A 13,101-nucleotide genomic window follows, 5' to 3' on the forward strand; every position below is an offset into this window, starting at 1 on the left:
CACTTTCGGGTGGACATGCACATTGAACTCCAGTGCATGGAGCTGTTGGTCGGCGGCTTCGCTGATCTCGATCTGTCGTGCGGGACGACCCATCCCTAATTCTACTTCTTATTCGCGATCTACTTAGATGCTAGATGCCCCACCCCGGCCCACCGCCTACGCGCAGGCTGGGGCGGGTTGGCTTTGGACACATTCCGGGAGATCACGGATCATCTGTGACCAAGCCTGCGTGGGTACTCCATCCACTGCTACCGTAAAAACCCAAACGATCAGCGTCTGCGCCGACATTCCTAACCACAAAAACCCCGGCTTCCCATAAACCTCGGCGGCGGCGGCACGACTCCCCACCCTGCCCCCCTCGGTCTTGCCCGCCGCGCCGGAAACGGCAGTCCAGGTGCCGGGGCATTCAGGCTGGGGGGCAAACACTTCCAGAGCATGATCGTGACCGCTCAGCATCAAATCTGCCTTGCTACACGCCAGCCCATACAAATCGCGCACCGCGTCCCCCCGCTGGAAGGCGAAGGGCAGTCCGTCGTAGCTTCCGGCATCTCCATGCTTGCCGTTGGAGAAGAGCGGATGGTGGCCCAGCACGATTTTCCAGCGGGCGGTGCTGTTCCCCAATGCCTGGATCAGCCACGCGCGCTGCGCCATGTCCCACGGGCCGCCAGGGCGCTCGCTGGCGCGGCGGACGGGCAGATAGGCGGCCAGCGGCGCGGTATCAACCACGAAGAACTCGGCCAGGGTGTTCACGGGGGCGCGGTAGGTGCGCCCCGGCATTACCCACTGCGGGTTGAGCTTGCCGTAGGCGATCTGCGCCTCCGCGCCCCGCGCGTCCGAGCCGTCGCCGCCGAAGAAACCGCTCTCGTCGTGGTTGCCTGGAATCATCAGGAAGGGGATATTCAGCGGGCCGTACAGGTCTTCAAAACGGGTCTTGAACAGCGGCGAGTCGGCTGATTTCGGTCCCGCCGGGTAAAAGTTATCGCCCAGACCTATGCCCAGGTCACAGCCCTGCGCCGCGCACACTGCTTGCATGGCCGCCGCCACCTGCCGCTGTACCTCCGTCCCAGTGCCCTGATCGCCCATGACAATTACCCGCAGGCGTTCGGGATCGGGGATGGTGATGGTTGCGGTGAGGTCCGGGAGAGGCTGGACCGGGCCGGTGACGGTGGGGGCGCAGGCCGTCAGGAGCAGACCCAGCAGCGACAGAGACGAGCGCGACATGCCCGCATGGTACAGAGAGCATATGCGTTCGGGCGGGCGCGGCCTTACGGTATGGGCCTCTGGCCCGTCAGCCACCTCCATCCGAGCTGGCGACGGGAACGCGCAGCACGCCGTCCTCCGTCGCCAGCCACGCCACCGGGCAGTCGTGATCTTCGGCGGGCAACTCCGGCACGATTAGCGCGCCCGCAATCACGCCCACCGTCAGGCCGTGGAAGGCGGGCAGCAGGCGGTCATAGAAGCCGCCGCCGTAGCCCAGGCGAATGCCCCGCCCGTCGAAGGCGAGGCCGGGCAGCAGCACGGCGTCTATTGTGTCCAGCGAAACTTCCGGCGCGTCGGCGGGCGGCTGGAGCACCCCGAAACGGCTGGCTTCGGTGGCCGTGGCCCAGGGATGCAGCGTCAACCGGGGCGTGGGGCGGAAGCGGGCGCGAGGGGCCAGCAGTTCAAAATCGTGGGCCAGCGCCGACACGTCCGGCTCGCCGGGCAGGGCGCGGTAGGCCAGCACCCGCCGCGCGCCCGCCTCCCGCAGGAACTGTCCCAGGTGGGCGGTGATCGCCGCCGAGGGATCGGGGAGCTGTTCCCTGTGCCGCCACGCCCAGGCCCGCCACTGGCCCTTGTCCCACAACGCCCAGGCCTCCGGGGGCAGGGTCATGGGCGGGTCTGCATCGACAACCATAAAAGCGTGGCGCACAAAAAAGTGGAACGCGTGCCTCCCCAGGTGGACACGCGCTCCTGAACAGCCATATGCGGCGGGCGCGCGTTCGGATCACGGCGGGGCTTCATGTTTTTCTCACCGCGCCGTCAGCCTGCCTCTTTTGGTCCCTTCAGCCCGCTGCGGCCCTCGCGCTCCTGCAGGACGGCAGCCACGTCGCCCGGCGAGACGCCCACCTCGGCCATCGCGAACAGGGTGTGGAACAGCAGGTCGGCCACTTCCGTCGCCAGTTCGGCGCGGTCATTGTTCTTGGCCGCCAGCAGCACCTCGCCGCTTTCCTCGCTGATCTTCTTCAGCACCCGGTCCAGGCCTCCCGCGTGCAGGCGGGCCACGTAACTGCCCTCCGGCAGTGTGGCCAGACGCTCCGAAATGGTGGAATAGACGCGCTCCAGCGTGCCGTCCAGCCCGGTGGCGGGGGTCTGCTCTTCCAGCAGCGGCGTGTGGAAGCAGGAATACTCCCCGGTGTGGCAGGCGGCCCCGGTCTGCTCCACGCGGTACAGCACGCTGTCGCCGTCGCAGTCGAGGGAAACCCCCACCACGCGCTGGGCGTGGCCGCTGGTGTGGCCCTTGATCCACTGCTCGCCGCGCGAACGGCTGTAGTAGGTGGCCTCGCGGGTCTGCAGGGTGCGTTCCAAGGCGGCCCGGTCCGCGTAGGCCTGCATCAGCACCGCGCCCGTGCGCGCGTCCTGCGTGACCACCGGAATCAGACCGTCGGCGCCGAAGTTGAGGGCAGAGAGGTCTGCCGCCCGCTCTGTTCTGTTCATCTGGCTTCGCCTTCCAATACGGCTGCGGTCTCCTGCCACTCGGGCCGCACCGCCACGCCCTGTTCGTGCAGGTACGCCTTGACCTGCGGCACGGTCAGTTCCCCGAAGTGGAAGACGCTGGCCGCCAGGGCCGCGTCGGCCTGCCCACGGGTCAGCACGTCGTAGAAGTCCGACAGTTGCCCGGCGCCGCCCGACGCGATCACCGGCAGGTCCACGGCCCTCGCCACGGCGCGGGTGGCCTCCAGATCGAAGCCGGCCCGCGTGCCGTCGGCGTCCATGATGTTCAGGCAGATCTCTCCCGCGCCCAGCGTTTGCCCGCGCACGGCCCATTCCAGCAGGTCCAGCCCGGTGTCCACCCGCCCGCCCGCGCGGAACACGTTCCAGCCCGTTCTGTCCGGGCGGCGCTTGGCGTCGATCGAGAGCATCACGCACTGCGCGCCGTGGTGATCACTCGCCTCGCGGATCAGCTCGGGACGGGTCAGGGCGCCGCTGTTGACGCTGATCTTGTCGGCCCCGGCCATCAGCAGCTGCCGGAAATCGCTCAGCGCGTTTACGCCGCCGCCCACCGTCAGCGGCATCATGACTTGCTCGGCCACCCGCGCGGCCACGTCCAGCATCAGGCCCCGGCCCTCATGGGTGGCGGTGATGTCGTAGAAGACCAGCTCATCGGCCTGCTGCTGCTCGTACGCCTGCGCCAGCACCAGCGGATCGCCCGCGTCCCGGTGGTCCTCGAAGAAACGGACGTTCTTCACCACCCGGCCATTCTGCACGTCCAGACAGGGAATGATGCGCTTGCTCAACATGCCCAGGAGTCTACGCGAGGGCGCCGTGACCAGCGGGCCAGCGTCTACAGAAGTGCCGCCCAGGCCCTTGTGTTCTTGGCCAGTCCACAGGTGCTGCCCGGACGCGCCCCCGTACGGCTCCTCGTCAGGGCACGCCTGTCTGGCGGATGATGGAAAGAAAACTGAAAATGGATGAGAGCGGTACGCCGTTGGCCTTGGTGTGAAGAATGACCACCCTGCGCGGCTATTTGAGGGAAAAATCACTTTTCGCCCCCCTTCATGAAGGTCCCAAAACTTTAAGAATCCTTCATGCTCCGTGCTAAGCTGGGGGCACTGATGGCTTCCCCAGGCCAAGTCAGCCACAGCCGATTGCCCCCGTGACAATGAAAACGGCGATCACTCCGGCCCGCCCCCACGTTTTGGAGAAAGCCGTGAACACGCACCGAATTCTGCTCGTCGACGACAACCCGAATGATCTGGAACTGGCCCTGTCGGCCATCGGCGACGGCAAGGTGGGCGAGTCCCAGGCCGAAGTCGCCGTGGCGGGCGGCGGCCAGGAGGCGCTGCAACAGCTGCGCTGCGCGGCCCGGCACGGGAAGCCCCTGCCGGACCTGATCCTGCTGGACCTCAAGATGCCGCAGATGGACGGCCTGGCCGTGCTGGACGCCATCCGTGCCGATCAGGACCTGCGCGATATTCCGGTCGTGATGTTGACCACCAGCGGTGAGGACCGCGATATCCGCGACTCCTACGCCCACGGTGCGAGCGCCTACGTGATCAAGCCGCTGGATTTCGTCCAGTTCAGTGAGGCGATGCACACCATCCAGGCGTTCTGGACCCGGCTGAACCGGCACCCGCGCCTGTACTGAGGAATGGCAAGGTCAGGGGACAGACAGGCCACCATCAAGGGCACGTCTTGAACCCGCCTTCATGCCCGCTCTCCGGCAGCGGCGGGCACCGTACCCTGAAGCCATGCGCGTGTATCTCGGCTGCGGCGGTTACAGCAATGACGACTGGACGGCCCCCGGCCTGATCTACGAGGGCGTCAGGAAGGACGGCTACCTGGACGCCTACGCCCGGCATTTCGACGCCGTGGAACTGAACAGTTCGTTCTACGCCATTCCCGGCCTCAAGGCGTTCGAGGGCATGGCCCGCAAATCGGGCGGGCGCACGCGCTTTGCGGTCAAGCTGAACCGGGCCTTTACCCATGACCGCGCCCCCACCGACGCCGATTTCGACCGCATGCTGCAAAGCCCCGAACCGCTGCGCGACGCGGGCCTGATGGGGCCGTACCTGGCGCAGTTCCCGTACTCGTTTCACCGCACCGCCGACAACCGCAAGTACCTGCTGGGGCTGGCCGAACGCTTTGCCGGGCACGAGCTGGCCGTGGAACTGCGCCACGCCAGCTGGGACAAACCCGAGGTCCGCGAGGGCATGGGCGAGTTTGGCCTGATCTGGGTCAGCCCGGATTACCCGCCGGTGGGGGGCATGCCCGAGCCGCAGGTGCATGTCACCGGGGACGTGGGGTACCTGCGCCTGCACGGGCGCAATGAGGGCAGCTGGTGGGAAGGCAAGAGCGCCGCCGAACGCCACGACTACCTGTACAGCCGCGCCGAGATGGACGAGTGGGCCGAGAAGATCGCGCTGGTGGCCGAGGACCTGAGCGAGCTGTACGTGTTTTTCCAGAACACCACCAGGGGCCACGCCCTCAAGAACATCCCCATGCTGCGCGAGGCCCTGAACGCGCGCGGGGTGCCGGTGGCCACGCCTGATCCGGGAGACGACGGGCGACTGCTGTAGAGATCAGGCCTACGTCTTGCGTTCCCGAACCGCTTTCAGGTTCGGGCAAGTCAATTCGCCGCGCAGGGTCAGCGCCTCCACCACGGCCCGTGGGGGCATCGCGCCCTCCACCTGGCTCTTTGCGCCCAGTCGCAACGGGCCGCCGGGGGTGCTCAGGATCGCCTCGGAACGCAGGCGCACGGCGCGTTCCACGCACGCGGCGTCCATGAAGTCCAGCACCACCGCCCGCTTGAAGATTCCGTCCGAGATGGTCAGCGTGACCGGCCCCGCCGGATACGCCGCCAGCGTCCGTGCCGAGCGCGCCTGCACGCTCAGCGCCCCGGTCATGGCCGCCAGGAGGGGCAGCAGCGCCGCCAGCCCCCACACGATGCCCGCGCGGGCCGCCGGGCGCACCAGCAGCGCCAGCAGCACGCCCGCGAAGGCCAGGGTCAGCAGCAGATACAGAACGCTCATCGGGCCGTAGTGTAGCGGGCGCGCAAAGGCGGAAGCGTTATTTCAGGGCCTGCCGCTGCGCCTCGTCCAGTGCGGCCCTGGCGCTCTGCTTTCCGGTGGTGGCCCGGTTGATCGCGTCTTCCAGCAGCCGGGTCCAGCCCTCGTAGGCGGGCACGGCGGGGCGCGGCACGGCGCGGTTCAGCTGGGCGTGGGCGGCGCGCAGCTGCGGATTCTTGGTGTACCAGCCCTCCAGCAGCGGCGTGACCGCTTTGCGGGGCGGGGCGTAGGCGGTGACCTGAACCCAGTTCGCCAGCCGCGCCGGCTCGTTCAGAAACTGCCAGAAGGCCAGCGCGCCCGCCTGGGCCGCCGCGCTGTTGCCGCGCGGCACGCTCAGGGTGGCTCCGCCCAGCGGCACGCTGCAGGCTCCCGGCTTCTCGCAGGGAAACGGCGCGATGCCCAGGTCAAAAAACGGCAGCTTGCGGGCGTCGATCCAGTTGGCGACGCTGGCGAGGGCAAAGACGTTCTGCCCACGCGCGAAGTCGAAGGCGGCGCGGGTGGCGTCGTTCAGGGTGCGGGGCTGGGCGGTCTTTGCCGCGCTCATGCGGGCCAGCTGGGTCAGGGCCTCCACAGCGTCGGGACTGTTCAGGGCTGGTTTCGTGCCGTCCACCAGCGCCCCGCCTCGCGACAGCACGTTGGCCTCGAAGGTCCAGGCATCGGCAACCGCCACCAGCGGGCGCTTTGAGCCGCCCGCGAGTCTGGCGGCGGCCGCCTCCAGTTCGGCCCAGCTGCCCGGCGCTTTCACGCCCGCCTTTTTCAAGGCTCCCGCGTTGTACATCAGCACCGGCACGCTGACATTCCACGGCAGACCGTACTGTCGGCCCCCGAACTGGCCCGACTTCCACACCGCCGGATAAAAATCGCCGGTCAGGCCACCGGGCAGCGCGGCCACGGCGCTGGTGAGGTCCAGCAGCTGACCTCCTGCCGCCAGCGCCGGAAACTGCGTGAACTCCACCTGGGCCAGCGCCGGGGGCGTTCCGGCCCGGATGGCGGCCTCCAGTTTGGGCTGCAGCTCGCGGTAGTTGCCCTGCGATACCGGCACGATCTCGTAGGCGCTCTGGGCCTTGTTGAAAGCCTGGGCGTACCCGTTGACCGTGTCCTGCACGCCGGTCATGGCGTGCCAGAATTCCAGCCGCAGCGGCGCGGCCTGGGCAGAACTGTGCAGCGTCGGGGTGGTCAGCAGCAGGGCCGTCAGGGGGGCAAGGAGGCGCACGCGCCGAGTCTAACGGCCAGGGCTGACCGAACTTTGAAGGCCGGACCCCGTGGCCCTCTCCTGCCCACTCCCAGCGAACGCTGAAGCCCCGCCGCAGGCCCCGGCCCGGTAGACTGCCCGCATGCGTCTGCGCCGTCTGCTGCTTCCCATCGCTGCTGGAACCGCCGTGTGGTACCTGCGGAGCGTCTACCGCTTCCGCGATCCGGTGCGCGTGCCGCCGCCCCAGTCGGACGTGGTGCTCAGTCCGGCCGACGGCGTGGTCAGTTTCGTGCGGCGAGTCGAGGCCGGCAAGGTCCAGAGCGACGCGCTGAACGCGGCCCTGAACGTGGGTGACCTGCTGGGCACAGCGGCGGCGATACCGGACGGCTGGCTGATGGGCGTCTTCGTCGGCCCGCTGGATGTGCATTACGTGTATGGGCCGGTGGGGGGGCAGGTGACGACCGTGCAGCACACCGGCAGCCGCCGCGACGTGGCCCTGCTGGGGGCGGCCGAGGCCCTGTCGATGCTGGCCGGGCAGCCCACCGACCTGCTGGCCGGGCGCGGCACGTTGGAAAACGAGCGTCTGGGCGCCGTGATCGAGGGCGAGGTGGGGCCAGTGACCGTGACCCTGGTGGCCCCCGGCGCCGGGCTGCACGCCACCTCCTACCTCAAGCCGGGGGACAGTGCCAGCGCGGGGCACAAGGCCGCCTTTCTGGCCGAGGGCGGACTGGTGGTGGTGCACTTTCCCGCCGCCCTGATGCCGCAGGTCAGCGTGGGCGAGCGCGTCGTGGGGGCGCAGACCGTGATCGCCTCGGGAGCGGGCCGCTAGGCCAGAACAGACTCCCCGGACATCAGCTTGGCCTAGGGCGCGCTAGACTTCTGCGCTGGCCCGCTATGCTGGGCCTGGGAGGAAGACAAGCCGTGCCACCATCTGCATCCGCCAAACATTCGGACCGTCACCCGCCGGAGCGTCCCTCGCCCGAGCGGGTGGGCGAACGTCTGGTGGCGGACCGCAAGGTGCGGGCGGTGGCGCAGGCGGGCAGCTACGGCACCGAACTGGCCTGGGCGGGCAGCCACCCCACCTTCGTGACCTTCGAGCGCGACCTGCTGTCGCCGCAGACCGAGGTCCGCGCGGGCGTGAGCGTGGAGCGTTTTCCCTTCGGCAAGCTCGAAGCGTGGCGCGACTGGGACGCGGCCCGCGCTGAGGCGCCGCTGGCCCTGCTGGCGACAGGCCGGGTGCTGTACGATCCCACCGGCAATTACGGACGTATTCAGCGCACCCTGTGGAACCTGAGCGCGGCACAGCGCGCCGCCTACCGCGCCGACCTGCTGAACCTGGCCGAGGAGGGGCTGGCCCAGACCCGCGCCGCCCACACCGGGCCGGGCCACGGCGTGCAGGAGCAGCTGCTGGCCCTGGCCGACGTCCGCGAAATTGCCCTGAACCTGCTGTACCCGGCGCTGCTGACCCACCTGCACCTGTGGCCTGAATTCGAGGTCCGGCTGCCCCATGCGTGGCGCGCGGCGGCGGGACTGCGTTTTCCCAAGGCGATCTACCGGCTGGAACAGCTCTACGCGTTCGGCGGGCAGGAGGAGGCCCGGCGGGCGCTGCTCGCCACGCGCGGCCTGGGGCTGCTGACTCAGGAGCGCCGCGCCCGCACCGCCTACACGGCGGGCTACTACGACGGCGCGCTGCGTTACCTGAGAGACGAGACCGCCCGCACCCACCGCCCCGATCTGGCCCGCTGGTCCAGCCTGTCGAGCGCCCGCCGCGAGAAGCTGGGCACCCTGTTGGGCGTGACCCGCGCTCCCCTCGGTCCCGCCGCGCTGAATCTGGCCGGGGAACTGCTGGAAGCGGTGCGGGACGGGGCATAGGCAGCGGTTGAAAGGGCCGGGGGCAGGCCGGGAATCGTTCATCCCGGCCTGCCCCCGGCCTTCAAAGTTCAGGCTCCGCAGCCCACTGGCTCAGGCGTTCTGCGCCTTGCTTTTCTGTGCACTCGACTGGCCCTTGTGGGCGGTCATCTCGCCTGATTCGTCCGTGCTGGCGTCACGCTTTTGCTCGTCCTTGCCACTGCCGTGCCCGGCGTCCAGCGTTCTGGAACCGCTGGACGGGGTGTCCTGGCCGCCGCTGCGGACGCTGATGCTGCGCTTCTGGGCGGCCTCGCTGCGCGGCACGCTGAGGGTCAGGGTGCCGTGGTCGAAGTCGGCCTGCACTTTGCCCAGGTCGTACTTGGCGGGCACGCTGAAGGTCCGCATCAGGGTGCCGTAGGCGCGCTCGACGCGGTGGGCGGTGCGGCCTTCCGTTCGGTGGTATTTGCGCTCGGCCTGCACAGTCAGGGTCTGGCTCTCGGCCTCGATCTGAATGTCCTCGGGCCGCACGCCGGGCAGGTCCAGGGTCAGCTCCAGCCCGCGCTCGTCCTCATGCACGTCCACCGGCGGCGCGAGGCGGGCATTGTCGCTCATGCCCTGGCCGAAGGCGCGGTCCATGCGCTGGGTCAGTTCTTCAATGTCGCGGAAGGGATCGAATCGCATCATGTCAAAACCTCCTTTGAATGAGGGCGCAGGCGGAGTTTTCAATCACCCGAACCCATCTGTCTTGTATCCTAAAATCTGAGCGTAGCATTGTCAAGTTTAGTGCGCCTTGAATTTCCGTTCAGATTGCGGCGGCGACCTGCTACACTCCTGGGCGGCAGAGAAACGACTCTGGCTTCGCCCCTCTCTCGGCAGTCCTGTGAGGCTGCGCCCGCCCCGTGAGGCAGGAGAAGGAGTTCACTATGATCATGTCTGCAACAGGCCCTCGGCACGCGCTGAGCGGCGTTTTTTTTGTCCCGGGGCGCGGCGCATGAGCGGTCCCAAGGCGATCATTCTCAGCGACGACGAGACGCGCCGCGCCCTGACCCGCATTGCCCACGAGATTATCGAACGCAATAAAGGGGCGGACCGACTGGCGTTGATCGGAATCCACACGCGCGGCATTCCGCTGGCCACCCGGCTGGCCGCCAAGCTGTCCGAGCTGGAGGGCGTGGACGTGCCCACCGGGATGCTGGACATCACCCTGTACCGTGACGACCTGAGCGAGGTGGCGCACCAGCCGATCATCCGCGAGACTCAGGTGCCCTTCGACATCTCCCAGCGCCGCGTCGTGCTGGTGGACGACGTGCTGTACACCGGGCGCACCGTGCGGGCCGCGCTGGACGCCCTGATCGACCTGGGCCGCCCCGCCGGCATCCAGCTGGCCGTGCTGGTGGACCGGGGGCACCGTGAGCTGCCGATCCGCGCCGACTACGTGGGCAAGAACCTGCCCACCGCCGCCAGTGAGGTGGTCAAGGTCAAGCTGCAGGAGACCGACGGCGGGGTGGACAGCGTGGAGCTGTGGGATCTGGCGGACCTGAAGGCGGAGCTGCGATGAGCGCCCCCGCCCCCCGGCCCCGGCATCTGCTGGACTTTCAGGACTGGTCCCCCGACCGCCTGACGGCCATGCTGGACAACGCCGACACCATGTTGCAGGTGCTGGACCGCCCGGTGAAGAAGGTGCCTGCGCTGCAGGGCCTGACCGTCTGCAACGCCTTTTTTGAGAACTCCACCCGCACCCGCACCAGCTTTGAGCTGGCGGCCCGCCGCATGAGCGCCGACGTGCTGACCTTTGCCGCCGGAAGCAGCAGCGTCAGCAAGGGTGAATCGCTACGCGACACGGTCGAGGTCCTGACCGCCTACAAGGTGGACGCCTACATCGTGCGCCACCACGCCGCCGGGGCCGCGCATCTGGTGGCGCGCTACAGCGGCAAGCCGGTGATCAATGCCGGGGACGGCCGCCGCGCCCACCCCACCCAGGCGCTGCTGGACGCCTACACGGTGCGCCAGGAATTCGGCAGCCTGGAGGGCAAGCGGGTGGCGATCATCGGTGACATCCGCCACAGCCGCGTGGCGCGCAGCAACGCCGAGCTGCTGCCCAAGCTGGGGGCCGAGGTCGTGCTGTGCGGCCCCGCCACCCTGCTGCCCGCCGACTTGGCCGCGCTGCCCGGCGTGACCCTGACCAGCGATCCAAAAGAAGCCGTGCGCGGCGCCCACGCGGTCATGGCCCTGCGGCTGCAGAAGGAACGCATGAACGGCGGCTTCCTGGGCAGCCTGCAGGAATACGCCGACGTGTATCAGGTCAACGAAAGGTTGCTGGCAGAGGCCGAGAGCGGCGCCATCGTGCTGCATCCCGGCCCCATGAACCGCGATCTGGAAATCAGCGGCGAGGCGGCAGACGGCCCGCGCAGCCGCATCCTGCAACAGGTGGAAAATGGGCAGGCCATCCGCATGAGCGTGCTGTACCACCTGCTGGTGGGGCGCGACTGAGATGAGGTTCGGCGCGTTGCTGGTGGCTGTGGTGCTGTGTGGGTGTCAGCCGGTCCAGACCCAGGGGCAGGCCCCGCCGCCCGCCGCAGCGTCTGCGCTTCCGGCACAGCCCCCGGCATGGACCGAGGCCCGCGCCTACCTGGCCGACGTGCGCGCCGCGCTGAACGTCGCGTACCTGCGGGACCGCGAAACCACCGTGTCGGGCGACTGCGACAGCCCGCGCTTCGAGGACATCACGCCGCCGGCCACGCTGGCCGTCGAGGCCTGTCGCCTGTCCATCGGGTCCAGCGCCGAGTACCGCGTCGAGGCCCGTTTCAGCGACGGCTCCACCTGGATTGCCGATCCGGACGGGATTCGGCCGGCGGAACCTGCCGAACTCAGCCTGCTGAAAGAGTCTTCTTAACCCTCGCCCAGCCGGCTTTCAATCGCCCGCGCGTGGGCTTCGAGTCCCTCGGCCCGCGCCAGGGTGGCCCCGGCTGGCCCGATGCGGCGCAGGGTGGCCTGGTTCACGCCCACCACGCTGATGATGTTCTGGAAGTCGCGCACGTTGACCGGGCTGGCAAAGCGGGCGGTGCCGCCGGTGGGCATCACGTGGCTGGGGCCGGCGACGTAATCGCCCAAAGCCTCCATGCTGTACTCGCCGATAAAGACGCCGCCCGCGCGCTGCACCCGGCCCAGCAGGCTCCACGGATCGCGGGTCAGCAGGCACAGGTGTTCGGGGGCGTACAGGTTGGACAGCTCCAGCCCCTCGTCCACAGTAGCGGCCAGCACGACTTTCATGCGGCTGGCGACGCTGTCGCGCGCCCAGCCCCGGTTGGGTTCGGGCAGCGCTTCCAGTTGACCGCTGAGTTCGGCCTGCACCTGAATCAGCAACTCCCGGCTGGTCGAGACCAGCACCGGCTCCGCGCCCAGGTGCTCGGCCTGGGCCAGCAGGTCGGCGGCGACATGGCGGGCGTCGGCGCTGTCGTCGGCCAGCACCAGCGTCTCGGTCGGCCCCGGCAGGCTCTCGATGCCGGTCTGTCCGTAGACCAGCCGTTTGGCGATCACCACGAACAGGTTGCCCGGCCCGGCGATCTTGTCCACCGCGCCGATGCTGGGGGTGCCGTAGGCCAGCGCCCCAATGGCCTGCGCGCCGCCCACCCGGTAGACCTCGGTGATGCCCAGTTCGCGGGCGGCCACCAGAATCGCCGGGTTGATCTGCCCGCCCTTGCCCGGCGGCGTCGCCACCACGATGTCCGGCACGCCCGCCACCCCCGCCGGAACCGCCGTGTGAATCAGCGTGCTGATCAGCGGCGCGAGCCCCCCCGGCACGTACACGCCCACCCGGCCCAGCGGGCGCACCAGTTGCCCCAGCGCTCCATCCGGGCCGTGGTTCAGAAAGCCGTGCGCGGGCTGCTGCATATAGAAGGCGCGCACACGGGCAATGGCGAGGCGAATGGCGTCGTGAAGCTCCGGTTCCACCGTGGCCGCCGCAAGCTCGGCGTCGCTCACGGCCAGCGCCTCCGGGCGCGAGCCGTCCAGCCGCTCGGTCCAGTCGCGCAGGGCGTCGTCGCCGCGCGCCCGCACGTCGGCCAGGATGCGTTCGACAACCTGCTGGGGGGTCAGCGCCTCGCCAAACATCGTTTCGATGCGGGCCAGCACGCTGCCGGGCACGGGAATCTCGTTGAAGCTGCGGGTCAGGGCGGCGCGGGCGGCGGGGCCTTCGAGAACTTGCATGGGAACTCCTGAAACGGATCAGAGATTGAAGGGCTGGCCCCTGGGCGGGGGCGTACAGGGGCAGGGACGTGTCGGGCGCAGGGCTGGCCG

General features: G+C 68.9%; 15 protein-coding genes. 7 read left to right on the forward strand and 8 right to left on the reverse strand.

Annotated features, from left to right (window positions below; genetic code table 11):
• Positions 1-156: 156 nt before the first annotated feature.
• The 4 genes from FHR04_RS13710 to hisF form a co-directional block, all read right to left on the reverse strand.
• A complete protein-coding gene (locus FHR04_RS13710; RefSeq protein ID WP_170213961.1) occupies positions 157-1,221 on the reverse strand; it encodes a metallophosphoesterase in 1,065 nt (354 codons plus the stop codon).
• A gap of 67 nt (positions 1,222-1,288) precedes the next feature.
• Positions 1,289-1,870 (reverse strand): 5-formyltetrahydrofolate cyclo-ligase, encoded by a 582-nt coding sequence (locus FHR04_RS13715; protein WP_139403930.1) that lies wholly within the window; start codon positions 1,868-1,870, stop codon positions 1,289-1,291.
• Between the two features lie 149 nt (positions 1,871-2,019).
• Positions 2,020-2,694, reverse strand: coding sequence for a bifunctional phosphoribosyl-AMP cyclohydrolase/phosphoribosyl-ATP diphosphatase HisIE (gene hisIE, locus FHR04_RS13720; RefSeq protein WP_139403931.1), 675 nt, complete (start codon positions 2,692-2,694; stop codon positions 2,020-2,022).
• Positions 2,691-3,497 carry an imidazole glycerol phosphate synthase subunit HisF gene (gene hisF, locus FHR04_RS13725; protein ID WP_139403932.1) on the reverse strand — a complete coding sequence of 269 codons (807 nt, stop codon included), beginning with the start codon at positions 3,495-3,497 and terminating at the stop codon, positions 2,691-2,693. The genes hisIE and hisF overlap by 4 nt, the downstream gene beginning before the upstream one ends.
• A gap of 410 nt (positions 3,498-3,907) precedes the next feature.
• Between hisF and FHR04_RS13730 the strand changes: the two genes are divergently transcribed.
• Positions 3,908-4,345: a response regulator gene (locus tag FHR04_RS13730; RefSeq protein ID WP_039681675.1), complete on the forward strand. Its 438-nt coding sequence runs from the start codon at positions 3,908-3,910 to the stop codon at positions 4,343-4,345.
• A gap of 103 nt (positions 4,346-4,448) precedes the next feature.
• Entirely contained in the window at positions 4,449-5,276 is an 828-nt protein-coding gene (locus FHR04_RS13735; protein WP_139403933.1) for a DUF72 domain-containing protein, read from the forward strand.
• Positions 5,277-5,285: 9 nt separating this feature from the next.
• Here FHR04_RS13735 and FHR04_RS13740 read toward each other — a convergent pair whose 3' ends face one another.
• Both FHR04_RS13740 and FHR04_RS13745 read right to left on the reverse strand, forming a co-directional pair.
• The gene (locus FHR04_RS13740) at positions 5,286-5,729 is read right to left on the reverse strand and encodes a hypothetical protein (protein WP_139403934.1); all 444 of its coding nucleotides are present in this window, start codon (positions 5,727-5,729) and stop codon (positions 5,286-5,288) included.
• A 37-nt stretch (positions 5,730-5,766) separates the two neighbouring features.
• Positions 5,767-6,978: an ABC transporter substrate-binding protein gene (locus FHR04_RS13745; RefSeq protein WP_249039130.1), complete on the reverse strand. Its 1,212-nt coding sequence runs from the start codon at positions 6,976-6,978 to the stop codon at positions 5,767-5,769.
• Between the two features lie 121 nt (positions 6,979-7,099).
• Between FHR04_RS13745 and FHR04_RS13750 the strand changes: the two genes are divergently transcribed.
• The gene (locus FHR04_RS13750) at positions 7,100-7,786 is read left to right on the forward strand and encodes a phosphatidylserine decarboxylase (protein WP_139403935.1); all 687 of its coding nucleotides are present in this window, start codon (positions 7,100-7,102) and stop codon (positions 7,784-7,786) included.
• Between the two features lie 92 nt (positions 7,787-7,878).
• Positions 7,879-8,829, forward strand: coding sequence for a hypothetical protein (locus FHR04_RS13755; protein ID WP_139403936.1), 951 nt, complete (start codon positions 7,879-7,881; stop codon positions 8,827-8,829).
• A gap of 90 nt (positions 8,830-8,919) precedes the next feature.
• Here FHR04_RS13755 and FHR04_RS13760 read toward each other — a convergent pair whose 3' ends face one another.
• On the reverse strand, positions 8,920-9,489 hold the full coding sequence (locus FHR04_RS13760) for an Hsp20/alpha crystallin family protein (protein WP_081994785.1): 570 nt from the start codon (positions 9,487-9,489) through the stop codon (positions 8,920-8,922).
• A 307-nt stretch (positions 9,490-9,796) separates the two neighbouring features.
• On the opposite strand from FHR04_RS13760, the gene pyrR reads away from it, so the two are divergent.
• Genes pyrR through FHR04_RS13775 form a run of 3 tightly spaced genes read left to right on the forward strand, consistent with a single transcriptional unit; the run spans position 9,797 to position 11,698 of the window.
• Entirely contained in the window at positions 9,797-10,363 is a 567-nt protein-coding gene (pyrR, locus tag FHR04_RS13765) for a bifunctional pyr operon transcriptional regulator/uracil phosphoribosyltransferase PyrR (RefSeq protein ID WP_039681680.1), read from the forward strand.
• Positions 10,360-11,295: an aspartate carbamoyltransferase catalytic subunit gene (locus tag FHR04_RS13770; RefSeq protein WP_139403937.1), complete on the forward strand. Its 936-nt coding sequence runs from the start codon at positions 10,360-10,362 to the stop codon at positions 11,293-11,295. Before pyrR ends, FHR04_RS13770 begins: the two co-directional genes overlap by 4 nt.
• A gap of 1 nt (position 11,296) precedes the next feature.
• Entirely contained in the window at positions 11,297-11,698 is a 402-nt protein-coding gene (locus FHR04_RS13775) for a hypothetical protein (protein ID WP_139403938.1), read from the forward strand.
• Here FHR04_RS13775 and hisD read toward each other — a convergent pair.
• The gene (gene hisD, locus FHR04_RS13780) at positions 11,695-13,011 is read right to left on the reverse strand and encodes a histidinol dehydrogenase (protein ID WP_139403939.1); all 1,317 of its coding nucleotides are present in this window, start codon (positions 13,009-13,011) and stop codon (positions 11,695-11,697) included. The two genes, FHR04_RS13775 and hisD, sit on opposite strands and share 4 nt — an antisense overlap.
• Between the last annotated feature and the right edge of the window lie 90 nt (positions 13,012-13,101).

The organism is Deinococcus radiopugnans ATCC 19172, from assembly GCF_006335125.1.
GTDB lineage: Bacteria > Deinococcota > Deinococci > Deinococcales > Deinococcaceae > Deinococcus > Deinococcus radiopugnans.